The organism is Mycobacterium sp. UM_11, assembly GCF_001414075.1.
Classification (GTDB): domain Bacteria; phylum Actinomycetota; class Actinomycetes; order Mycobacteriales; family Mycobacteriaceae; genus Mycobacterium.
On record NZ_LATC01000081.1, the window covers coordinates 1 to 21,264 of the forward strand.

The 21,264-nt window shown below is 69.3% G+C and carries 19 protein-coding genes and 1 pseudogene; 12 read left to right on the plus strand and 8 right to left on the minus strand.

Annotated elements, in window-relative coordinates; all coding sequences use genetic code 11:
• The first annotated feature begins 162 nt into the window (after positions 1-162).
• A complete protein-coding gene (locus WU80_RS18490; RefSeq protein ID WP_055403857.1) occupies positions 163-2,004 on the plus strand; it encodes a CheR family methyltransferase in 1,842 nt (613 codons plus the stop codon).
• Between the two features lie 6 nt (positions 2,005-2,010).
• On the opposite strand, the gene WU80_RS18495 is transcribed toward WU80_RS18490, so the two are convergent.
• A complete protein-coding gene (locus WU80_RS18495) occupies positions 2,011-2,865 on the minus strand; it encodes a chemotaxis protein CheB (protein ID WP_231633854.1) in 855 nt (284 codons plus the stop codon).
• A 151-nt stretch (positions 2,866-3,016) separates the two neighbouring features.
• Between WU80_RS18495 and WU80_RS18500 the strand changes: the two genes are divergently transcribed.
• From WU80_RS18500 to WU80_RS18510, 3 genes are all read left to right on the plus strand, one after another.
• Positions 3,017-4,189: a glycosyltransferase gene (locus WU80_RS18500; RefSeq protein WP_055403858.1), complete on the plus strand. Its 1,173-nt coding sequence runs from the start codon at positions 3,017-3,019 to the stop codon at positions 4,187-4,189.
• Between the two features lie 40 nt (positions 4,190-4,229).
• The gene (locus WU80_RS18505; protein ID WP_055403859.1) at positions 4,230-5,330 is read left to right on the plus strand and encodes a helix-turn-helix transcriptional regulator; all 1,101 of its coding nucleotides are present in this window, start codon (positions 4,230-4,232) and stop codon (positions 5,328-5,330) included.
• A gap of 262 nt (positions 5,331-5,592) precedes the next feature.
• The gene (locus WU80_RS18510; RefSeq protein ID WP_082459895.1) at positions 5,593-6,105 is read left to right on the plus strand and encodes an STAS domain-containing protein; all 513 of its coding nucleotides are present in this window, start codon (positions 5,593-5,595) and stop codon (positions 6,103-6,105) included.
• Here the strand turns inward: WU80_RS18510 and WU80_RS18515 are convergent.
• Positions 6,102-7,457 (minus strand): NAD(P)/FAD-dependent oxidoreductase, encoded by a 1,356-nt coding sequence (locus WU80_RS18515; protein WP_055403874.1) that lies wholly within the window; start codon positions 7,455-7,457, stop codon positions 6,102-6,104. The genes WU80_RS18510 and WU80_RS18515 overlap by 4 nt on opposite strands.
• Positions 7,458-7,585: 128 nt before the next feature.
• Here WU80_RS18515 and WU80_RS18520 point away from each other — a divergent pair, with 128 nt between their 5' ends.
• A complete protein-coding gene (locus WU80_RS18520) occupies positions 7,586-8,542 on the plus strand; it encodes an alpha/beta fold hydrolase (RefSeq protein ID WP_055403860.1) in 957 nt (318 codons plus the stop codon).
• On the opposite strand, the gene WU80_RS18525 is transcribed toward WU80_RS18520, so the two are convergent.
• The 3 genes from WU80_RS18525 to WU80_RS18535 form a co-directional block, all read right to left on the minus strand.
• Entirely contained in the window at positions 8,537-9,883 is a 1,347-nt protein-coding gene (locus WU80_RS18525) for a flavin monoamine oxidase family protein (RefSeq protein WP_055403875.1), read from the minus strand. The genes WU80_RS18520 and WU80_RS18525 overlap by 6 nt on opposite strands.
• Positions 9,884-10,002: 119 nt before the next feature.
• Positions 10,003-11,118 (minus strand): hypothetical protein, encoded by a 1,116-nt coding sequence (locus WU80_RS18530; protein ID WP_055403861.1) that lies wholly within the window; start codon positions 11,116-11,118, stop codon positions 10,003-10,005.
• Positions 11,118-12,269, minus strand: a complete 1,152-nt coding sequence (locus tag WU80_RS18535) for a phosphotransferase family protein (RefSeq protein ID WP_055405808.1) — start codon at positions 12,267-12,269, stop codon at positions 11,118-11,120. The genes WU80_RS18530 and WU80_RS18535 overlap by 1 nt, the downstream gene beginning before the upstream one ends.
• 88 nt (positions 12,270-12,357) lie before the next feature.
• Here WU80_RS18535 and WU80_RS18540 point away from each other — a divergent pair, with 88 nt between their 5' ends.
• Both WU80_RS18540 and WU80_RS18545 read left to right on the plus strand, forming a co-directional pair.
• Complete coding sequence (locus tag WU80_RS18540) at positions 12,358-12,960, plus strand: TetR/AcrR family transcriptional regulator (protein ID WP_055403862.1); 603 nt, start codon at positions 12,358-12,360, stop codon at positions 12,958-12,960.
• Positions 12,957-13,829: an SDR family NAD(P)-dependent oxidoreductase gene (locus tag WU80_RS18545; RefSeq protein WP_055403863.1), complete on the plus strand. Its 873-nt coding sequence runs from the start codon at positions 12,957-12,959 to the stop codon at positions 13,827-13,829. The genes WU80_RS18540 and WU80_RS18545 overlap by 4 nt, the downstream gene beginning before the upstream one ends.
• Here the strand turns inward: WU80_RS18545 and WU80_RS18550 are convergent.
• Positions 13,826-15,214, minus strand: coding sequence for a 13E12 repeat family protein (locus WU80_RS18550; protein ID WP_369808547.1), 1,389 nt, complete (start codon positions 15,212-15,214; stop codon positions 13,826-13,828). The genes WU80_RS18545 and WU80_RS18550 overlap by 4 nt on opposite strands.
• A 145-nt stretch (positions 15,215-15,359) precedes the next feature.
• Between WU80_RS18550 and WU80_RS18555 the strand changes: the two genes are divergently transcribed.
• The 5 genes from WU80_RS18555 to WU80_RS18575 all read left to right on the plus strand — a co-directional run bounded on the left by WU80_RS18555 (position 15,360) and on the right by WU80_RS18575 (position 19,461).
• Positions 15,360-16,301: a DUF4129 domain-containing protein gene (locus WU80_RS18555; protein WP_197281270.1), complete on the plus strand. Its 942-nt coding sequence runs from the start codon at positions 15,360-15,362 to the stop codon at positions 16,299-16,301.
• On the plus strand, positions 16,298-16,780 hold the full coding sequence (locus WU80_RS18560) for a hypothetical protein (protein WP_055403866.1): 483 nt from the start codon (positions 16,298-16,300) through the stop codon (positions 16,778-16,780). Before WU80_RS18555 ends, WU80_RS18560 begins: the two co-directional genes overlap by 4 nt.
• Complete coding sequence (locus WU80_RS18565) at positions 16,777-17,748, plus strand: MoxR family ATPase (RefSeq protein WP_055403867.1); 972 nt, start codon at positions 16,777-16,779, stop codon at positions 17,746-17,748. The genes WU80_RS18560 and WU80_RS18565 overlap by 4 nt, the downstream gene beginning before the upstream one ends.
• Positions 17,745-19,004 carry a DUF58 domain-containing protein gene (locus WU80_RS18570; RefSeq protein ID WP_055403868.1) on the plus strand — a complete coding sequence of 420 codons (1,260 nt, stop codon included), beginning with the start codon at positions 17,745-17,747 and terminating at the stop codon, positions 19,002-19,004. The genes WU80_RS18565 and WU80_RS18570 overlap by 4 nt, the downstream gene beginning before the upstream one ends.
• Positions 19,005-19,068: 64 nt before the next feature.
• A complete protein-coding gene (locus tag WU80_RS18575; RefSeq protein ID WP_231633856.1) occupies positions 19,069-19,461 on the plus strand; it encodes a hypothetical protein in 393 nt (130 codons plus the stop codon).
• Between the two features lie 2 nt (positions 19,462-19,463).
• Here WU80_RS18575 and nuoN read toward each other — a convergent pair whose 3' ends face one another.
• Both nuoN and WU80_RS18585 read right to left on the minus strand, forming a co-directional pair.
• Positions 19,464-21,053 carry an NADH-quinone oxidoreductase subunit NuoN gene (gene nuoN, locus WU80_RS18580; protein ID WP_055403870.1) on the minus strand — a complete coding sequence of 530 codons (1,590 nt, stop codon included), beginning with the start codon at positions 21,051-21,053 and terminating at the stop codon, positions 19,464-19,466.
• Positions 21,053-21,235, minus strand: a pseudogene (locus WU80_RS18585) (NADH-quinone oxidoreductase subunit M); the annotation flags it as partial. The gene nuoN and the pseudogene WU80_RS18585, both read right to left, overlap by 1 nt.
• Between the last annotated feature and the right edge of the window lie 29 nt (positions 21,236-21,264).

Consider the following 21,264-nt stretch of genomic DNA (forward strand, 5'->3'; position numbering starts at 1 on the left):
ATGTGTATAAGAGACAGGCCATCGTCTCCGCACTGTGCCGGGTGTGGGGCAGCACCCCGACCTCGACGGGCAAGACGGTGTGGGCATTGGTCGGTCGCGAGAATGAATTCTGACCGTCGCGAGTAGTGTTCAAGTCCTTCGACCACGCTTGATGGGACCTGGATGGACGGCACGACCGACGAGGCCTTCGAGGCGCTGTTGCGCTACATGCGCGATTCCCGCGGCTTCGACTTCACCGGCTACAAGCGCACATCGCTGATGCGGCGCGTCCGTCATCGAATGGACCAGGCGGGTTTCACTTCTTTCGAGGAATACCTCGACTTCTTGCAGGCCAGTTCCGACGAATTCGCCGCGCTCTTCAACACCATCCTGATCAACGTCACCGCTTTCTTCCGCGACCCGGAGGCGTGGGAATACGTCGGCTCCGAAGTCATCCCCCGGATGCTCGCCGAGCGGGGTCCCGGCGATCCGATCCGGGTGTGGAGCGCGGGATGTGCCTCCGGGGAGGAGGCCTACACGCTGGCCATGCTGCTGGCCGAGAACCTGGGTCCCGAGGCGTTCCGGCAGCGGGTCAAGATCTACGCCACCGACATCGACGAGGACGCGCTGTCCGAGGCGCGTGCGGCTTCCTACGACGCCAAGGCCGTCGAATCGGTGCCCGCCGACCTCTTGACGCGCTATTTCGAGCAAGTCAACGGCCGCTACGTCTTTCAGAAGGATCTGCGCCGCGCGGTGATCTTCGGCCGCAACGACTTGGTCAAGGATGCGCCGATCTCCCGCGTCGACCTGCTCGTGTGCCGCAACACGCTGATGTACCTCAACGCCGAGACGCAGCGAAACATGGTGGGGCGTCTGCATTTCGCCCTTGCCCCGCAGGGAACGCTGTTCCTCGGGCACGCCGAGATGCTGCTCAGCCACGGGGATCGGTTCACCCCGCTGAACCTGAAGCACCGAATCTTCCGTAAGGCCGTCGGAAGTCACACCGGCGTCGAGCGCTACGACCCCGCCGGCGCATTCTACGAACGCAACGTGGACCTGACGGGGTTGAGCACGGTGCGCGACTTGGCTTTTCGTGCCAGCCCGGTGGCACAGATAGTGATCACCGGCGAGGACACGGTCGCGATGATCAACCAGCAGGCCGAGACCCTGTTCGGGCTCTCGGCCCGCGACATCGGCCGGCTGCTACGCGACCTGGACGTGTCCTACCGCCCGGTGGAGCTGCGCGCCTACCTGGAGCAGGCCAAGGTGGAGCGCCGGTCGGCGCGCATCCAGGACGTCAAATGGCAACGGCCGGGCGCCGATACGGTGTGGTTCGAAATCCACATCAACCCGCTCGTCGACGCCGAAAACGGTTTGCTCGGTGTGTCGATCGTGTTCTTCGACGTCAGCGCGACGCGCGCCCTGCTGGACAAGGTGGTCCAGACCAACCGTCAGTTGGAAGCCGCGTACGAGGAGTTGCAGTCCACGAACGAGGAACTCGAGACCACCAACGAGGAATTGCAGTCCACCGTGGAGGAACTGGAGACCACCAACGAGGAATTGCAGTCCACCAACGAAGAACTCGAAACGATGAACGAGGAGCTGCAGTCCACCAACGACGAACTGCACACCATCAACGACATGTTGCGGGATCGCAGCCTCGAGCTGGACGACGCGAAGAAGTTCCTCGATTCGCTGATCGACTCGGTCCGCATGGGCATGGTCGTGGTGGACCGCGAGATGACGGTGATCCTCTGGAATCGCGGCTGTGAGGAGCTGTGGGGGCTGCGCTCCGACGAGGCGACCGGCACGAGGCTCACCAGCTTGGACATCGGTCTGCCCCTGGAAGCCGTGCGTCCGCTCATCGGCAACGCGTTCGTGGATGCCGACAGCTTCGGTGAGACCGAGGTGGACGCGGTCAACCGGCGCGGGCGGTCGACCCGGGTCCGCGTCACGTGCACGTCTTTTCGTTCCGCCGAGGGGACGGTCGGGGGAGCGCTCCTGCTCATGGAGGTGCTGAACTAGCCGGCCTCAGTGGCCCCAGCGCGCCGACGCTTCCTCGGCCGCCTGATGGGCCAGCTGCGCGCGGCGCCGCGATTCCGCGGCCCGGCGTCGCGCCGTCGCCACGGTTTCGGCGGTGGCGCCGGATCCCGCCGACAGGTCTTTACGCCTGCGGCTGAGTTCGGCCGCGCGCAGCCCGGCGAGTTCGGCGCGGCCTGTCGGGTTGTTGACGATGTCGTTCTGCACCGGGATTGGGTCCGGATCGGATTCCTCCACCCCCGGGTCCAACCGAACGCGGGTGTGGGGCGGCAGCGGCGCGCCCTCGACGATGCCGACCAGCACCCGGCCAATCTCCTGGATGGGCAATACCAGGTCGGCACCGGCGCGCGCCGCGGCCAACGGCATCGACGAGTACCGGGCGGTTTCGGGGCTCTCGGCGACGACGATGGCTCCCGCTCGCTTCATCGCCGCGGTGCCGCCGGCCCCGTCGTGACCGGAGCCCGACAACACCGCCGCCACGCTACGCGGCCCGTACGACCTGGCGACCGATTGGAGCAGCACGTCGAAGCGCCTTATCCCACGGACCTTCGCGAGGTGGCAGCGGCCGTCGGGGGCCAGTTCCATGTCCATGCCCGGCGGACAGACCACGGTCTGCCCGGGAACGAGGACCTGCCCGTCGTGCGCCCACCCGACCCCGCGTTCGGTCTGGCGGCAAAGGATCGCCGGCAACACGCTGTCGTGGTCGCCGAGGTGTTGCTGCACGACGATGGCGGCGGGGAGATCGGTAGGCAGATCACTCAAAACCGTCGACAGCGCGTGCAATCCACCCGCCGACGCCAGCAGGATTACCAGCTCGACTGGGGGGCGATGTGCGTCGCTCGCCACGCCTCCAGTTTCGCAAATCGCCGGCCCGCGAGCGCGCCTGCTATCCGGAATGCGAAACGAGCGCGCGGTGTGCGAAGCCACCGGGGGCGCCGCAGTTTCGTGGATAGCGGTCCGGGTACGCCACGGTAGTGACGACGTAAGGGGGTCGGCAGTGAGGATCGCGATCGTCAGCGGCGACGACATCGTCGGCGATGACCCGCAGCAACTCGCCGCCGCGCTCGCGTCCCGGGGCCATGCGGTCACCGCATTCGTCCGGCGCAAGGGCCATTCGCCGGTGAACACCACCGGCGCCCACCGCGCCTTATCGGTGCCGGTTGGCCCCCGCGAGGCGAAGTCGCCATCGGAAGTGCTGCCATACATCGGGGACTGGGCGGGCGCGCTCGCCCGCGAATGGGCAACCGACGCGCCCGACGTCGTGCACGCCTATGGCTGGCTCGGCGGTTTGGCCGCCCAACTGGCCGCCCGGCGCCACGACGTGCCGACCGTCCAGAGTTTCCTGGGCCTTGCCGCCACCCAGTCGCCCGGCGGAGCGCCACGTGACCCCGAACGGCTTCGCGTCGAGCCGCTGCTGACGCGTAGCGCGATGTGGGTGACCGGTGAGAGCTCCGACGATGTTGACGCGTTGAGCCGATTGCGCCGCAGCCGCGCCAGGGTGTCCGTGTTGACCAGCGGCGTCGACGTCGAGCGATACACTTCGGATGGTCCGGCACTGTCCCGCACCCACCCGCATCGTGTTCTTTGCCTCGCGCCAAACCCTCTGCCGCACAACGGGTTTGACATCGTCATCAACGCCTTGCCAAGGGTTCCCGGCGCCGAGTTGGTGATTGCCGAAACCGATGCCACGAATCGGGATTACGACGGGGCACGGGTTCGGCTGCAACGCCTGGCCGCCGGGCTGAGGGTGGCGGACCGCGTCCGGTTCGCCGGAACCGTTGCCGGTGATGAGCTGCCGATGCTGCTGCGGTCCGCCGACGTGGTCGCGTGCACGCCCCGACAGCCACCGCGGGCGGCGGCGGCGCTACGGGCGATGGCCAGCGGCGTGGTGGTGGTGGCCTTCGGCGTCGGTGTACTCAAGGACGCCGTGGTGGACAGCGTCACCGGGCTGGTGTTGTCGCCGCAAGCCCCCGGCGGACTGTCCGCTACCTTGAGAAGCCTCCTCGCGCAGGACTTTCAATGCCAGAGCATGGGCGCGGCGGGTCGCAGTCGCGCACTGTCGCGCTATGCCTGGGACCGCATCGCCTTGGACGCGCTCAACACTTATCAGCAGGTAGGAGCCCCGTCTTGGCCGCCGGAACGCTTGCGGCCGGCAGGCATGCGGTGCTGAAATTGATGACATCGTGCGAGGCCCTTCGGGTACGCCAACTATGACTACCGTGACGAGCGCAACCGAACACACCGGCTCCGGGCTGGTCGTTGAGGCGGCCGGCCCGCCGGCCGATGCGGGCCGAGTCGAGTTCGCCCCCGCCCAACCGCCCCCCTCGGGGGATCCGCCGCGGCGCGCTCGGGGATCGGCCATGGCGCGCCGCTACGACCAGTTCCGCACCATCGATGCCCAGGCCGCGGCGCAATTCTTTGCCAAGGCGTACCAGCCGGGCTGGCGCATCGCCGGCCTGACGGGTCGCTCGGCCGTCTCCCATCGGCGCTGTGAAGCGGGTTCGTTGACCGTCGACGACGTGAGCATCCAAGGACGCGTCGCGCTCGAGATCCCGGGGTCCGACACCGTCGCCGTCATCCAGCCCCGCGCGGGATCGATGAGCGTTGCCGGCGGGCCGCTCGCCACTGTCGACTTTCCCATCCTGGTCGCGCACGACATGCCGTGCCTGTTGCAGTGCAACGGGGCGCGGTTCGACGTGGTCAGCATCGGTGCGGACGTGCTGCAGAAGTTCGCCGCGGAGTGGCGGGCGCCGCTATCCCAGCAGATCCACTTCCTGGACTGGCGCCCACGCTCGCGCTCGGCTGTGCGGGCGTGGCATCGGGCGCTGGACTACGTGGCGTTGACGTTGGCAGCCCCGGAGACCGCCCAGCAGCCATTGATCGTGGCGGGTCTGGCTCCGCTGCTGGCCGGCGCGCTGCTGGGGTGCTACCCGTCCAACCTCACCGAGCAGGACCTGGCCAACGAGCCCGCGCTGCCCGAGACGCTCAAGGACGCCATATCGTTCATCCACCGGCACGCCGCCTCGGAAGTGGGCATCAACGACGTCGCGGGTGCGGTGCATCTCACACCCAGGGCGGTGCAGTACCTGTTCCGGCGCCAATTGGGCACCACGCCAACGGAATACATTCGCAGCGTCCGCCTCAGTCGGCCGCACCAGGAGCTGATCGCCGGGGCCCCGTCCAGCACCACCGTTACCGAAATCGCCCAGCGGTGGGGCTTCGCGCACACCGGCCGGTTCGCGGTGCTCTATCGGCAGACGTACGGCCAGAGCCCGCACACCACCCTCCGGCACATGACGCCGCCGTCGTAGCGGCGACACGCCGCTGAGCCGCAGTTCAAAACGGACACGCCAGACTTATTTTGCGCACGCAGAATTGTATTGAAATCGCCTGGTTGAGCGCCGATTCCCGGTCCGGGGTCGGACCGTGCGAGGCGGGCTTAGCTCACATGCGTCGGCCGCAGCCGGTAGGCTCTAGTCAGGTTGAGTCCCCAGCTGCCGTTATCAACGGGCGCCATTTCGGACACCGACGTCGCTCGCCCTGCACTTTCAAGCCTGAAGGGCGCACATCCCCATGACTGCTTTACCCGATCTCACTTCTGTTCGACATAGCACCGCGCTGCTCGGAGAACCGCGCAGCCGCTACGAAATCGATTGCGCCGCAGCGCAAATCCATGTCCACGCCCGCAGCGCAGCCACCATTTTGCGCATCGTCGGTGAGGTGGACGCGTCCAACACCGGCCTGGTCACCGAGGCCATCCGCCGCTTCTCGCGGCTCAAGGCGCCGCTGATCCTCGACCTGACCGGCCTGGATTTCCTTGCCGGTTCGGGCCTTCGGGCGCTGCTGGTCCTCAACGAGGAGCACCGGAAAGCCCAGCTGCGGTGCTGGGTGGTCGGCGGCGCGGCGCTGCGCCGGCTGACGCGGGTGCTGCCCGACCACGGCCTGCCCATCGCCGAATCCGTCGAGGCGGCCCTTGCCCACATCGACGGCGCCAGGACGGCGCGTCGCCGGTTGGTTTCGGGGCCGGCTCGCCAGCACGAACCGCAGCGCGATGCGTCCACGCGACTTCGCGGGCTGGCGTCCTAACGACCCAGCCGGCGCATCAACTGTTCGGCGGCGTACCGGCCACTGGCGTAGGCGCCGTGCACCGTGGCGGGGTTGTTGACGCCGACCGCTTCGCCCGCCAGATACAGCCGGTCGCCGACGGGTTCGGTCAGCCTGCGCCGGTCGTCGAGACCGGATCCGGGGGCGTGAAAAGAGTAGGCGCCGCGCGCGTACGGGTCGGCGCTCCAGTTCGATGTCTTGACGTCGAGCGGCGAGGCGTCCCCGAACAGGCGGCGCGCGATGGGCAGCGCGGCTTCGGTCAGATCGCGGGGCGGGGAAGACTCCACGGCCCGGGCGCGGTCACCGGCGTTGAACGCCAACACGATTGGGCCGGCCGCCGAGGGCATGGTGAACCACTGGGCCCAGTCGCCGCCGTCGGCGGCGAGGTATAGATAGAAGGCGTTGTCCGCCGACCAGCCGCGCCGGTTGAAGCGGAAGAAGCTCTTGGACAGCACCCCGAAGCCCAGGGCGGCGATCGCCCGGTTGTGGCGCTCGGGGAGCGGCGGATCGAAGGCGATGGCACCGGCTTTGAGCACGCCCAGGGGCACCGTGACGATCGCGGCGGGCCCCTGAAACGACCGATCCTTGGTCCGGACGACGACGGCGTCGTCGTGTTGCGCGATCGCGGTCACCGGCGTGTTCAGTTCGATATGCAGCCCGTTGGCAAGGAGCCTCGGCAGGGCGTCGTAGCCGTTCGTGACGGCGTCCTGGTCTCCGCCGCTGTAGTCGCCCTCGTCAAACGTTATGGCGGACAATCGATCCGCGTCGGCGGCGAATTCGTCCTCGACCTCGGTCGTGAGGTAGAAGGCCAACTGGGCGCGCTCGGCGGCGGACAGGCCTTCGTCGGCGGCGGCGGCATTGACGGCGGCGCCCAGGCTGCCGCCGTCGACCAGGTAGCGCGCCCGCTCGACGAACGCGCGCCACGGCGTCGGATCGTAGTCCAGCGGTGAGAGCTTGGGATCGATCACGAGCTTGGCCCAGCCGTAGTAGTCGGTCGTGACCAGCTCGGCCTGCGCTTGCCGGGCCAGATCCATCAGGGGGTTTTCGGACGTGCCGTGAATCCACGACGCGCCCATCTCCAGCGGGACGCCCCAGCCGCGGTCGGTGTGGACGCGCCCGCCCACGCGATCGCGGGCCTCGATGACCCGCACCGGCCAGCCCGCGTCGGTGAGGCTGCGGGCGGCGGACAGCCCGGCCATCCCGGCGCCGACGACCAGCACCGAGCGGGTGTCCGGCGGCGGCGGGTGCCCCGCCGCCGGCGGGCGCTCGGGCGCACAGGCGGCCATCAGCCCGCCGCCGACCATGGCTGCGGTGATGAATTCCCGACGGGACATCGGGTACACGGGTGTTAGCGTCTCATGAGAACGTTTGCCGGAATTACCGAATCCGAACGGACCTTAGGGATAAACTTGCGACAGACCTTAACTGCGGCGACGGGGCCACGTTCGAGGGGGGAGCGGCGATGAGTGCTCGACGACCGGCCCGCGCAGCCGACCCCTACCCCGACGAGTTGCCGCCCAGCCAGACGGTTGCCGTGCGGGCCACCGACGGCACCCGCCTGCACGCGGAGGTGTTCGGGCCGCCCGACGGCTATCCGATCGTCCTGACGCACGGCATCACCTGCGCCATCCGGGCCTGGGCATACCAGATCGCGGACCTCGCTAACGATTACCGCGTGATCGCCTTCGACCACCGCGGCCACGGCCGCAGTGGCATGCCTCGGCGCAACGGGTACAGCCTGAAACACCTTGCGTCCGACCTCAATTCGGTCATGGACGCGACGCTGGCGCCGCACGAGCGCGCCGTGCTGGCCGGCCATTCGATGGGCGGCATCACCATCGCCGCGTGGTCGGCGCGGTACCGGCACATGGTGCGCCGGCGCGCGGACGCCGTCGCGCTGATCAACACCACGACCGGTGATCTGGTCCGCAAGGTGCAGCTGCTGTCCGTGCCGCACGGGCTCTCGCCGGCCCGGGTGGTCGCGGCCCGCGCGCTGATCAACGCGTTCGGCGGGTTCCCGATCCCCACCGCCGCCCGCATCCCCAGTCGTCACCTGGTCGCGTTGCTCGCGGTGGGCCGGGACGCCGACCCGAGCGTCGCCAAAATCGTGCACCGGTTCTTCGAAGAGACCTCGCCGGCCGGGCGCGCCGGCTGCGCCAGGATGCTGGTCGCCGCGCTGGGGTCGCGCTACCTCGAGCTGGACGGCCTGACGGTGCCGACCCTGGTCATCGGCAGCGAACGCGACCGGCTCACCCCGATCAGCCAGGCCCGCAGGATCGCGAGCACCGCGCCCAACGTCATCGGCCTGGTCGAACTGCCCGGCGGGCACTGCTCGATGCTGGAACACCCGCGCGAGGTGAACCGCCACCTGCGCGCGCTCGCCGAATCGGTGACCCGGGACGTGCGGATCAGCTCATAGCAAGGCGGTGATTTCGGCGGCCGCGCGCTGACCCGACCGCACGGCGCCGTCGAGAAACCCGGTCCACTCGTCGGCGGTCTCCGTGCCGGCCCAGTGGATGGGGCCGACCGGCTCGCGCAGCCACGGCCCGAAACGCGTCCACGATCCGGGCGGCACCGCCGCCGTGGGACCGCCGGGCGCGAATTGTTCTGCGCCCCAACGATGATCGACATAGTCCAGCGGTTTGAGCGCGTCGTCGCCGAACAGCGTCGCAAAGCAGCGCAAGGTTTCCTCGCGGCGCTGTTCGGGGGAGAGCGAGTCGAAGGCGCGCGCATCGACGAAGCCCATCAGGATGCCCGGGCCGTCGGCGTGCGGACTGACGTCGAAGGTGATGAAGACTGGCCCGGTGTCGGACAGGGCCTGGCCCGAGAACCCGTTGGAGCGCCAGAACGGCGTGGAATATGCCGCATAGGCCTTGCTGAGCCGGCCCTGCGGCCAATGCTGGGTGAGCTGGTGGTACTCGGCCGGCAGCGGGGGAGAGAACTCGATCGAGGCCCGGTGCGCGGGCGGCACGGCGACGACGACGAATCCGGCCTCGGCCTGGCCGACGTCGGTGGTGACGGTCACCCCGGCGCCGTGCCGGTCGATGCGGCGGACCGGCGCGCCCAGCACGACCCGGGTGCCGAGCTCGGCGGCCGCGGCCTCGGCGATCTGCTGAGTGCCGCCCGGAAAACGGTCCTGCTGGGCGCCGTTCTCGACGTCGAGCAGCCGGTCCAGGCCGCCGGCGGCGTGCGTGTAGCGGGCCGCGTGCAGCATCGACACGTCGTCGGGCTCGCACCCCCAGGTCACCCGGGACACGATCGCCAGCAGGTCGCGCGACGAGGCGGTGGCCCGCACCGAGCGCAGCCAGCCGCCGAGCGAGACGTCGTCGAGCTCGCGGGCCCGGCGCGCGTCCCACGGGGCCTGAAGCGGGACGCCGCGGGCGATCCGGTCGAATTGCCAACGCAGACGGCCGATGTCGAGCAGGCCCGTCAGCGAAAGCTTGGGGATGGTGCCGCGGTAGGAATGCGTCCAGCCGCGCCAGTGGATCACGTTCTTGCCGTCGTGATGGGTCGGGATGGTCGGGACGTCCAGCTCGGCCGCCAGCGCCAGGACGGCGTCCTGGGTCGGGCCGACGAAAGTGCCCCCCAGATCGGCAGGCAACCCCGCCACGCTCCCGGTGAACGACCGGCCGCCCACGCGGTCGCGGCCCTCGAACACCACCACGTCGTGGCCCTGGCGGGCCAGCTCGCGCGCCGCGGCAAGCCCCGCGAAGCCGGCGCCGACCACGACAACGTCGACAATCCAGGGGGGGTTTGGCACGCGCACCAGTCAACCGCACTTCTGGCGATTTCGTGTGGCGAATGCCTACACCCGCGAACGTCGATTCGTTGCGCGAGATGGCCCGAAAATCTCGGTACGAGTCGACGTTCGCGGGCTGCCTAGGGGGCGACCGTCAGCCAGTCGACGAATCCGGACGGATCGTGGCGGCCCAGCGCGCCGTGCTCGTACAGGCCCCAGCCCTCCACCGGATCGCGGTCGCCGTCGCGGCACAGCGCGCGGCCGACGTGGTCGATCACGCCGAAGCCCGAGCGCGCGACGATCGCCGGATCGGTCATGTCGTAGGTCAGGCGCTCGACGAACTTTTCGCCCTTCCACATGCCGTGCAGCCAGTCCGAGTCGCCGCCGTAGCCGCCGCCGACGTGGATGGGCACCGGCAGCTTGGACTCCACATCGAAGTGCACCGGCGTCCCGTCGGGGGCCGTCGCGTCGATGGTCGCGCCGGTGGGGATGCGGGTGCCCGAGCGGTAGTGGATCGAAACGCGCGGCCACCCCAGCTGTTCGACGCGGCCGTCGCGCCACACCCGGGTGCAGTCGTTGAGCGAACGGAAGCCGTCGGGTGCCTCCTGGATGATCAGCACGATCGCGAACTCGTCGAACGCCATCGGCACGTAGAGCCACCACATGCCCTCGAACGGCGGGTCGGCGGGCCGGCCCGCCGGCTCGGGCTCGCCGATCGGCCGGATGCCCCAGGACCGGTCGCGGCTGCCCAGCCAGGTCGCGGGGTCGACGGCGATCTCCTCGCCGTCGATGGCGATGCGGCCGCTCCAGGAACCCAGCTGGGCGAACCGCTGCGCGTCCAGCGTCACCCGATTGCCCGACCGCATCAGATGCGGCTGTTCCTGCACGACGTCGAACAGGCCCTCCCAGGTGAGATCGGCTGCGATGCCCTCGGTTTCGTCGAGGACCACCCGCAGTTTGTGCAGCGGCTCGACCACTTCGATCCGGTAGCCGTTGACGTTCTGGTTCAGCCGGTCTTGGTCGATGGCGTCGGACAGGTGCACCGCCGTCTGCGTGTCCCCGCGCCGGACGAGGAAGAACGCGTCCTTGACGCCGAGGTTGGGGTAGTAGCCGATGCCGCTGATCACGAAGATGTTTCCGGTGCGGTCGTGCGCGTTGAAGTAGGAGCGGTCGTAGAAGTTGCGGTCCGAGGAACCCGGCCACGCGATGGGCTGCGGGATCTGATGTACCGGGAATTCGTCGAGCGGTCCGAGCATTAGTGGTCCTCTCCGATCAGGCCTTCGCCGATCAAACGTCGCATCAACCCGGCGTGGTAGAACAGCGACTCGACATCCTCGGGCTTCTCGGTTTCGCCGAAGTGCACCCGCCGGGCGCCGGTGCGCATGAACACGCAGGCCCACATGACGCCCGAGTAGACGTAGAACCAGCGCAGGTCATCGACCTGCACACCGGTCAGCCGCTGATAGGTCGCGCGGACGTCGTCTTCGCGCATCCCCTCCGGCAGGCCGGGCAGCCCCGCCAGCCCGGTCAGTTCCTGAAACACCATGTGGGCGTAGATCATCCACGCCACGTCGAGCTCGCGCGGCCCGAGCGTGACCATTTCCCAGTCCAGCACCGCCACCGGAGAGAAGTCGCGGTACAGCACGTTGCCCACCCGGGCATCGCCCCAGAGCAGCACGGGCTCGCGCGCGTCCGGTTCGGTGGGCCAGTTGTCCTCCAACCAGGTGAAGGTCCGCTCCAGCAGCGGCGAGCGGCCGATGTCGGGCACGGCGAAGTCGTACCAGGACCGCACCCAGTTGAAGTGCCGGCGCAGGGCGGTGTCGCCGTCCTGCCCGTCGGACAGGAAGCCAAATGTCTTCTCGGCGTTAGGGATTGAATGCAACTTGGCGAGCACCCCGACGGTGGCGTCCTGCAGTTCGCGCTGGCATTCGGCCGGGGCGTCGGCGAACCAGTTGTTGCCGAACGTGTAGGGCATGACGTCCGGGGGCACCACGCCGTCGACGTAGTCCATCACGAAGAAGGGCGTGCCCAGCACCTCTCCGGTGGGCTCCAGCCAGCGCACCGGCGGGACGGGAACGTCGGTGAGTTCGCCGACTTTGCGGATGACCTCGAATTGGTGGTCGAGCCGATAGGTGGGGAAGACCTGGACGTCTTCGGCGGCGGGCGCCACTCTGGTCACGAGTTTCTGTTCGGTGCGCTTGCCGTTCTGCTGCCAGCGCGCGGTCAAGATGATGGTCTCCGACGACATGCCGGTCGAGTCGACGCCGCTCTCGACGGTCACCTCCGGCGCGGCGCCCGCGGGGAGCACGGTGGACAGCCATTTCGACATCACGGCGGGTAGCGTCGTGACGTCTCGGCTGGAGCGCTGAAGTCGGTCGACCTTGTCGAGCACGGGTTCGTTGGCCACGGGTGCCTCCATTCTTTGAGACTTGGTTCTCTTTGAGACGTTCCCTTTGAGACCTGGGCGCGGCAATTACGATACGGTAGGTAGCGTTATGAAAGCAGACCCGTCCGCCATTGACAAGGCCCCCGGTGCCGGCCGGCCACGGGACCCGCGCATCGACTCGGCGATCCTATCGGCCACCGCGGAACTGCTTGTCCAAATGGGCTATTCGAATCTGAGTCTGGCGGCGGTCGCCGAGCGTGCGGGAACCACCAAGTCGGCGCTCTACCGGCGCTGGTCGAGCAAGGCGGAGTTGGTGCACGAGGCGGCTTTCCCGGTGGCGCCGACCGCCCTGGAGGCGCCGGCGGGGGATTTCGCCGCCGACGTCCGGATGATGATCGAGGCCACCCGCGACGTCTTCACCACGCCGGTCGTTCGCGCGGCCCTGCCCGGCCTGGTGGCCGACATGACGGCCGATCCGGCGCTGAACGCCCGCGTGATGTCCCGGTTCGCCGACCTGTTCGCGACGGTGCGGGTGCGGCTCAGCGACGCCGTCGACCGGGGCGAAGCGCATCCCGACGTGGATCCGGACCGGTTGATCGAGCTGATCGGAGGCGCCACGATGCTGCGCATGCTGCTGCGACCGGAGGACGACCTTGACGACGCGTGGGTGGAGCAGACCACCGCCATCGTCGTGCACGGGGTGACGCGATGACCGGCCGCCTGGTGGGGCGGGCCGCGATCGTCACCGGCGCCAGTCGCGGGCTGGGGCGGGCCACCGCGCTGGCCCTGGCGGCCGAGGGCGCCGCCGTGGCGGTGGCCGGGCGCACCGAGCGGGTGTGGGATGAGCGGCTGCCGGGGACCATCGGCGAGACGGTGGCCGACATCGAGGCGGCCGGCGGACAAGCGATCGCGGTCCGTGCCGACCTGACCGACCGTGACGACGTCGCGCGGTTGGTCGACACGGCGCGAGATGCCCTGGGGCCCATCACGATTCTGGTGAACAACGCGGCCTTCACCGCGCCCGGCCGCCCCCCGACGCCGGGCGCCGAACCGCGCGCCAAGCGCGCCACGCCGCCGGCCGGCGCCGGCAAGCCCGGCTGGCCCGGATTCCTCAGCATCCCACTGGCCGCGTACCGCCGGCATTTCGACATCGCGGTGTTCGCCGCCTACGAACTGATGCAACTGGTGTGCCCCGACATGATCGAAGCGGGCAACGGGTCGATCATCAACGTCACCTCGGTCGCGTCGCGACTGCCGGGTGACGGGCCGTATCCGGACCGCGGCGCCGGGGTCCTGCCCGGCTATGGCGGATCCAAGGCGGCGCTGGAACATCTGACCCAGTGCGCGGCGTACGATCTCGCCGATCACCGGATCGCGGTGAATGCCCTGTCGCCGTCGAAACCCATCCTCACTCCGGGGCTGGCCTACTACGCCCGGGATTTCGACGATACCGCCGCGGCCGACGAATTCGCCCGGGCCGCAGTCGAATTGACACTGGTCGACCCCGGGAAGGTCACGGGGCGCACGATCGGCCATCTGCAGGTCCTCGACGGCAGTTTCCGGCCCTTCCAGCTCGACTAGAGGTCTTTTTCGCCCTGACCTTCGGGTGGATCGGGATCACCGCGGAGGAGTTCGTCCGGATGATGAGCGTGGTTGATCTCGGGCGACCCGTCGCCATCCGTCCAGCCGAGCCGCCCGTCGTCGGCGACCTCGGTGCGCCATTCGCCCCGGCTCGCCGCCGCGTGGTCGCCACCGCAGGCGAAGAACAGTTTGTCCGCATCGGTTTGGCCACCGTCCGCCCAGCCCGGGCAATGGTGCACCTCGCAGTGGTAGCCGGGTTCGAGGCAGTTGGGCCGCGTGCAACCGCGGTCGCGGGCGTAGCAGATGAGCCTCTGGTCGGCGGTGGCGAGGCGTTTCTGGCGGCCCAGATACAGCGGCCGGCCCGTGTGCTCGTCGAACACCGCCAAGTAGTGAATTCCCTTGGCCGCCATCCGGATCAGGTCCGCCATGGGCAGCCTCGAATCGCCGCCCGTTCGGGCAGGCGGCGGCATGGGGACCGATGAGTCGGCGACCGCGTGCGCGGCGCGGTCGAGTTCGGCAAGCGTGGTCGTGACGACCACCGTGACGGGGTGGCCTCGGTGCGTCCCGAGCCGGCCGGAGGAGACGGCCGTTTCGAGGCCCCATTTCAACGCGTCGTGGCAGCGTTGGGCCGGTGTGCGTCGATCGCGAGACTCCGGGTCGACGCCGGCGCCGTCGGGTTCGTGGCGGCCGGGCCGCACGGCCGCTTCGACGGCTTCGAAGTAGGCGCGGGTCTCGGGGTCGAGCAGGCCGGACAGCCGTGACATGCCGTCGGGACCCTGTGGGCCCAGGTGCAATCGGCGGCGCCGGGCCCGGTCTTCATCGTTGAAGAGGCCGTCGGGATTGAGGTGGTCGGCGATCCGCCGGCCGAGCTTGGCGACGACCCCGGCGTCGAGTTTGGCCGCATGCTGCACCAGAGCGCGCTCGGCGTCCGCCCTATCCAAGGGCGATACGCAGGAGGGCAGAACATCCACGGACGCGCATACCGCCCGGATGTGGTCCTCGCCGACCGCACCCGCCGCCACCGCTGCCGCGAGCGCCGGTAGCTCCGGGGGCGCGGGCGGACCGGTGAGCGAGCGCCGCGGCCGGATCCGGGCCGCGAGCCGGAAGCGGCGGGTGATCTCGTTGGGCGTGATGCGCAGCCGCGCCCACAGCTTGTCGCGTACTCCCGGGACGAACCCGCCACCGTCGGGCGGGTCGGCGATTTCCGCGAAACACCGGTACATCAGCCCACGGTTGGTGCGTTCCTGGGTCTCGAGCCGTTCGGCGACCCCGAGCCGAAAGTCGTTGCCGACCACGTCCGATGAGGTCTGCCGCAGCACGTCGTGGGCCGCGTCGATCGCGTCGAGAGCGGCGTCGATCCGCTCCCGTGCCTGCTCGGCGCTCATCCGGAAACCCACACCCCGACATTATCGAACACAGGTTCGAAAGTGGCCGCCTCGATCCGGATTTGTGGATGAACCGTGGACTGTGGATAACGCCTCGTCTGACGTGCCAGGATGAGACAAAGCCAACCGTTCGAGTGGTGGGCCAATGCCTGGTATGGACAAGCCGACGGGGCGGGTCGTCGCCCTGATCGTGCTGCTGCTCGTCGTCTCCGCCGCCCTGCGCGGTTACCTGCCCGCCGCCCACCACGCCGAGCGGCGGGAGTCCGAAAGCAGCCAGGCGGCGCTGATTGCGGTGGTGGCAATCCTCGGCCTGGCACTCGCGCTCGTGGCGGTCGCGGTCATCGCGAGGCTGCGCGACCCCCGCGCGGCCGCACCGCAGGCCGGGCAGCTGTCCGAGATGCTGGGCACCGGCCGGGGGCGGCCAAGCTGGCGCGTGGTGCTGATCGGGCTGGCCGTCATCGTCGCCTGGCTGCTGATCGTGCTGGTGGTGTCCCGCCTGCTGACCACCCACAACGTCGGTCAGGCCCCTCCGCCGCCGGGAACCGGTACCGCGCCGGCGGACCCCGTCAACGCCCCGGCGTCGCCGCGGCCACACCGGCCGAACGGGGACATGTTCGGCATCCTGCTCGCCGCCACCGTCCCGATGATGTTGATCATCGTCACCGGGGCGCTCGTCATGTCCCGGCGACGGTCGCACGCGGCGACGCCGGTCGCGATCGCCGCCGCCCCCGTCGAACCCGCGGCGCGGCCCAACGAATCGCTGGCGCGGGCGGCCGAACGCGGGCTCGCCGAGATGACGGACCTCAGCCGCGAACCGCGCGAGGCGATCATCGCCTGTTACGCGGCGATGGAACGCGAGCTCGCCAATGTGCCCGGGGCCGCCCCGCAGGACTTCGACACCCCGACCGAGGTGCTGGCCCGCGCGGTCGAACACCATGCGCTGCACGTCGATAACGCCGTGCAGCTGGTGAACCTGTTCGCCGAGGCGCGGTTCAGCCCGCACGTGATGAACGAGGGCCACCGCGACCTCGCCGTGCGCGTTCTTCAATTGGTCCTCGACGAACTGGGCTCACGGAGTCCGGTATGAAAAGAACCCTGGCCCTTGGTGTATGCCTCATCGTCGGGATCGAGCTGCTGGCGCTGACGCAGCACGATCGCGGGCTGGTGCTCGCCGCCTCGGGTGGCGCGCTGGCTCTGGTGTTGCTCACCGTTCGTCGCGTCCTCGGGCGCGGAATGCTTCCCGAGGCCGAAGCCGACCCCGACGATCTCGGGGATTCGTTGCGCCGCTGGCTTTCCAACACCGAGACGACGATCCGGTGGGCGGAGTCCACCCGCGTGGACTGGGACCGGCACCTGCGCCCGATGCTTGCGCGCAGATACGAGATGACCACCGGCCAACGGAGGTCCAAGGACCCGGTGGCCTATCAGGTCAGCGGCCAAATGCTGTTCGGGACCGAGCTGTGGGAATGGGTCAATCCGAACAACGTCGCACCGACCGGCGACCGACGCCCCGGTCCCGGCCGTGCGACGCTGGAAGAGATTCTGCGAAAGTTGGAACAGGTATGACGTTGCCGGCGGCGACAACCACAGCGCACTGCGAGGCGGTGCTCGACGAGATCGAGCGCGTGGTGGTGGGCAAGCGTTCCGCGCTCACCCTGATCCTCACCGCGGTGCTGGCGCGCGGCCACGTGCTGATCGAAGACCTGCCCGGCCTGGGCAAAACCCTGATCGCCCGGTCGTTCGCCGCCGCGCTGGGCCTGCAGTTCACCCGCGTGCAGTTCACCCCGGACCTGCTTCCCGCGGACCTGCTCGGCTCGACGATCTACGACATGCAGTCGGGCCGGTTCGCCTTCCGCTCCGGGCCCATCTTCACCAACCTGTTGCTGGCCGACGAGATCAACCGCACGCCGCCCAAGACGCAGGCGGCGCTGCTCGAGGCGATGGCCGAAGGCCAAGTCAGCATCGACGGCGAAACACACCAGCTGCCAAGGCCTTTCATCGTGCTCGCGACGGACAACCCGATCGAGTACGAGGGCACCTATCCGCTGCCGGAGGCGCAGCTGGATCGATTCGCGATCCGCCTGGAACTGCGCTACCTCTCCGAGCGCGACGAGACCGCGATGCTGCGCCGCCGGCTCGAGCGCGGCTCGAACGAGCCGACCGTCAATCAAGTGGTGGATGCGCAGGACCTGCTCGCGATGCGCGAGTCGGTGGAGCAGGTGACCGTGCACGAAGACGTTTTGCACTACGTGGTTTCGCTGGCCAACGCCACCCGGCACCATCCGCAGGTGGCGGTGGGCGCGAGTCCACGCGCCGAGCTGGACCTGGTCCAACTCGCCCGCGCCCGTGCGCTTTTGCTCGGCCGCGATTACGTGATCCCCGAAGACGTCAAGGCCCTCGCCATCCCGGCGGTGGCGCACCGGATCACCCTGCGCCCGGAGATGTGGGTGCGCAAAATCCAGGGCGCCGACGTCGTCGGGGAGCTGCTGCGGCGGTTGCCGGTGCCCCGCACGGGGCACGGGGACCCTGGATGAGCGCAGGGGCAGCGGTCGAGTTCCGCTGGCGCGCATCGCAGTTGACGCGGGCGGTCGCGACCTGCGCAGGGTTGGCGCTCGCGGCAGCCGTGATCGGCGGGCGGTGGGAGCTGATCGCCTTCGCGGCGCCACTGCTCGGCGTGCTGTGCTCGATCAGCTGGCAGCGACCCGTCCCGACGGTCCGCGTGCACGGCGACCCCGATTCGCAGCGGTGCTTCGAGAACGACCGGGCCCGGGTGAAGATCTGGGCGACCGAGGACGGCGAGGCTGCCGCGGTGGAGGTGACGGTCCCGGCCGTGGGGGGAATGCAGGTCGAAGTCCTCGACGCGGATTCCCGCGACGCGAAAACCGTTGCGGCGACGGCACAACGCTGGGGCCGCTACTTCGTGCGGGCCCAGGTCGACGCGGTCGCGCGCGGCGGGCTGCTGTCGGGGACGGCCACCGTCGACGCCGCCGAAGTCATCGTGTTTCCGTTGACTCCGCCGCAGTCGACGCCCATCCCGCAAACCGAACTGCTCGACCGCCTGGGCGCCCACCTCACCCGCCATATCGGCCCGGGCGTCGAATACGCCGACATTCGCGCCTACGTCCCCGGCGACCAACTGCGGGCGGTGAATTGGCCCGTGAGCGCGCGCCGCGGCCAATTGCACGTCACGCAGCGGCTGACCGACCGCGCCGCGGACGTGGTGGTGCTGATCGACACCTATCGGCAACCGGCGGGCCCGGCCACTGAGGCCACCGAGCGCGTGGTGCGCGGCGCGGCGCAAGTGGTGCAGACCGCCCTGCGGCACGGCGACCGCGCCGGGGTCGTCGCCCTCGGCGGGAACCGACCGCGCTGGCTGGGCGCGGACATCGGGCAGCGCCAGTTCTACCGGGTGCTCGACACCGTGCTCGGCGCCGGCGATCGGTTCGAAAACACCACCGGCACTTTGGCTCCGCGCGCGGCCGTGCCCGCGGGCGCGATCGTCATCGCGTTCTCCACATTGCTCGACACCGAATTCGCGCTCGCGCTGATCGACCTGCGCAGGCGCGGCCACGTCGTCGTCGCCGTCGACATCCTCGACAGGTCCCCGTTCGAGGCCCAACAGGATCCCCTGGTGAACCGGATGTGGACGCTGCAGCGCTCGGCCATGTATCGCGACATGGCCACCGTGGGCGTCGACATCGTGTCGTGGGAGGGTGACAGCGGATTGGAGCAGTCGATGGGTGTGCTGCCGGATCGCCGCCGGCGGGTGCGGGGGCGGCTCCGTGGCTAGCGAAGGCGCGGGTACGGTGCCGCGGCTGTGGGCCCCGGTGTTCTCGATCGCCTTCGGCTTGCTGATGGTGGGCCTGGCCGCCGACGGTTCACACGGGTTGGCGGTGACCGCTTGGGCGGCCGCCCTTTTCGCGGTGGCCGCCGGAACGGTATTTCGCCCCGCGGCAACGCTTGCGGTGCTGCTGGCGGTGGTCACCGTCATCTTGTCCGAACCGCCGCCGGTGTTCGTCGCGCTGTCCGGATTGTGCGCCGCCGCCTACCTCGTCTGCCGCCACGCGGCCGGCCCGGCGGCCGGTGCGGTCATGGGCAGCTGGCCCACGGCCGTTGGGGCGGTTGGCTTTACGGTCGCGGGGCTGGCCGCGACGTCGTTTCCGCTACAGCTGCCGTGGCTGCCGTTGGCCGCGCCGCTCGCGGCCCTCGGTGTCTACGTGCTGGCCGTGCGGCCGTTTCTGAGCTGAGGTCAGTGCAACAGCTGGGCGGCGTGGTCGGCCAGGTCCAGTAGCGGCTGCGGGAAGATGCCCAACGCCACGGTGATCGCGGCGCACACCGCGATGGCGGCCTTGCTCAAAATCCCCGGCGCCACCACGTGCGGGGTGTCCTCGGTCGCCTCGGTGAAGAACATCGACACGATCACTCGCACATAGAAGTAGGCGGCGATCCCACTGGCGACCACACCGACGATCACCAGCGGCACCGCGCCGCCCTGGGCGGCTGCCTTGAACACGGCGAGCTTACTGACGAAGCCGCTCGTCAGCGGGATGCCGGCGAACGCCAGCAGGAACATCGAAAACATCACGCCCACAATGGGTGAGCGCTGCCCAAGTCCCGCCCAGTGCGACAGTGTGGCGTCCTCGACGCCGTCGGCGTCGCGGATCAGGCTGACGATGGCGAACGCGCCGACGGTGCTGAAGCTGTAGGCGAGCAGGTAGAACAGCGTCGACGAGAGGCCCGCCTGGTTGTCGGCGATGACGCCGGTGAGGATGAACCCGACATGGGCGACCGACGAATAGGCCAGCATGCGTTTGACGTCGGTCTGGTTCACCGCGGTGATGGTGCCCACCGCCATGGTCAGAATGGAGATGGTCCACAGCACCGGCCGCCACTGCTCGTGCAGCGGCGGCAGCGCGACGTAGACCACCCGCAGCAGCGCGCCGAAGGCCGCGACCTTGGTGGCCGCCGCCATGAAACCGGTGATGGGGGTGGGGGCGCCCTGATACACGTCCGGAATCCACGAATGGAACGGAACCGCACCCACTTTGAACAGCAGGCCCACCGACAGCAGCGCGACGCCGACCAACGCCATCGAGGTGTCGCCGTGCGCCGCCAGCGCATCCCGGATGCCGGTCAGCAGCAGCGTGCCGGTCGCGCCGTACAGCAACGCCACGCCGTACAGGAAGAACGCGGACGAGAATGCGCCCAGCAGGAAGTACTTCATGGCCGCCTCCTGCGACAGCAGGCGCCGGTGCCGGGCCAGGCCGCACATCAGGTACAGGGGCAGCGAAAGAACCTCGAGCGCAACGAACATCGTCAACAGGTCGTTGGACGCCGGGAACACCATCATGCCGCCGACCGACAGCATCGCCAGGGGGAACAGCTCCGTCTGCGCGGCCCCGGCCCGCTGTGCGTCGCGCTCGGCGTCGCTGCCGGGAACCGCGGAAGCCTGCGGGGTGAAGGAATCCAGCCCGCCCGACCCGGCGGCCCCTACCCCCGCGGTGACCTTGCTGTCCGCTTTGGCCTGCGCGCGTTCGGCGATGAAGATCACCGCCAGCACCGCGACCAGCAGCACGGTGCCCTGCAGGTACAGCGTCGGCCGGTCGATCGCCATCGCGCCCAGCACCGTCGCCCGGCCGGAGGCCGGAATCGACTCCGCCACCTCAACGGTCGCCACGAACGCGGCGATCAAACCGGCCAGGGCGAGCGTCACCTGGGCGCCGTAACGAATCCGTCTGGGCAGGAACGCCTCCGCGAGGATGCCGACCACGGCGACGCCGAACACGATCAGCGTCGGGCACAGCAGGAAGTACTCGATGCTGGGGGTGGGGAGGGTCATTATCGCGGTCCTTCGGCTGTCCGGGGTACGCGGTTGACTGCCGGCACGCTCGGCGCGGGGTCGTGCTGACCGATGGTGGTCATGGTGTTCTCGACGGCGGGGTTGATGATGTCCAGGACCGGCTTCGGGTAGATCCCGAGCACGAACAACAGCGCGATCAAGGGTGCGACCACGACCAATTCTGTCTCTTATACACATCTGACGCTGCCGA

What these genes read in the sequence shown, in the direction of transcription:
- WU80_RS18490 (WP_055403857.1), top strand. Translation starts at nt 163, where the DNA reads ATGGACGGCACGACCGACGAGGCCTTCGAGGCGCTGTTGCGCTACATG.
- WU80_RS18505 (WP_055403859.1), top strand. Translation starts at nt 4,230, where the DNA reads ATGACTACCGTGACGAGCGCAACCGAACACACCGGCTCCGGGCTGGTC.
- WU80_RS18510 (WP_082459895.1), top strand. Translation starts at nt 5,593, where the DNA reads ATGACTGCTTTACCCGATCTCACTTCTGTTCGACATAGCACCGCGCTG.
- WU80_RS18515 (WP_055403874.1), bottom strand. Translation starts at nt 7,457, where the DNA reads ATGTCCCGTCGGGAATTCATCACCGCAGCCATGGTCGGCGGCGGGCTG.
- WU80_RS18520 (WP_055403860.1), top strand. Translation starts at nt 7,586, where the DNA reads ATGAGTGCTCGACGACCGGCCCGCGCAGCCGACCCCTACCCCGACGAG.
- WU80_RS18530 (WP_055403861.1), bottom strand. Translation starts at nt 11,118, where the DNA reads ATGCTCGGACCGCTCGACGAATTCCCGGTACATCAGATCCCGCAGCCC.
- WU80_RS18540 (WP_055403862.1), top strand. Translation starts at nt 12,358, where the DNA reads ATGAAAGCAGACCCGTCCGCCATTGACAAGGCCCCCGGTGCCGGCCGG.
- WU80_RS18545 (WP_055403863.1), top strand. Translation starts at nt 12,957, where the DNA reads ATGACCGGCCGCCTGGTGGGGCGGGCCGCGATCGTCACCGGCGCCAGT.
- WU80_RS18550 (WP_369808547.1), bottom strand. Translation starts at nt 15,214, where the DNA reads ATGAGCGCCGAGCAGGCACGGGAGCGGATCGACGCCGCTCTCGACGCG.
- WU80_RS18555 (WP_197281270.1), top strand. Translation starts at nt 15,360, where the DNA reads ATGCCTGGTATGGACAAGCCGACGGGGCGGGTCGTCGCCCTGATCGTG.
- WU80_RS18560 (WP_055403866.1), top strand. Translation starts at nt 16,298, where the DNA reads ATGAAAAGAACCCTGGCCCTTGGTGTATGCCTCATCGTCGGGATCGAG.
- WU80_RS18565 (WP_055403867.1), top strand. Translation starts at nt 16,777, where the DNA reads ATGACGTTGCCGGCGGCGACAACCACAGCGCACTGCGAGGCGGTGCTC.
- WU80_RS18570 (WP_055403868.1), top strand. Translation starts at nt 17,745, where the DNA reads ATGAGCGCAGGGGCAGCGGTCGAGTTCCGCTGGCGCGCATCGCAGTTG.
- WU80_RS18575 (WP_231633856.1), top strand. Translation starts at nt 19,069, where the DNA reads ATGGTGGGCCTGGCCGCCGACGGTTCACACGGGTTGGCGGTGACCGCT.
- nuoN (WP_055403870.1), bottom strand. Translation starts at nt 21,053, where the DNA reads ATGACCCTCCCCACCCCCAGCATCGAGTACTTCCTGCTGTGCCCGACG.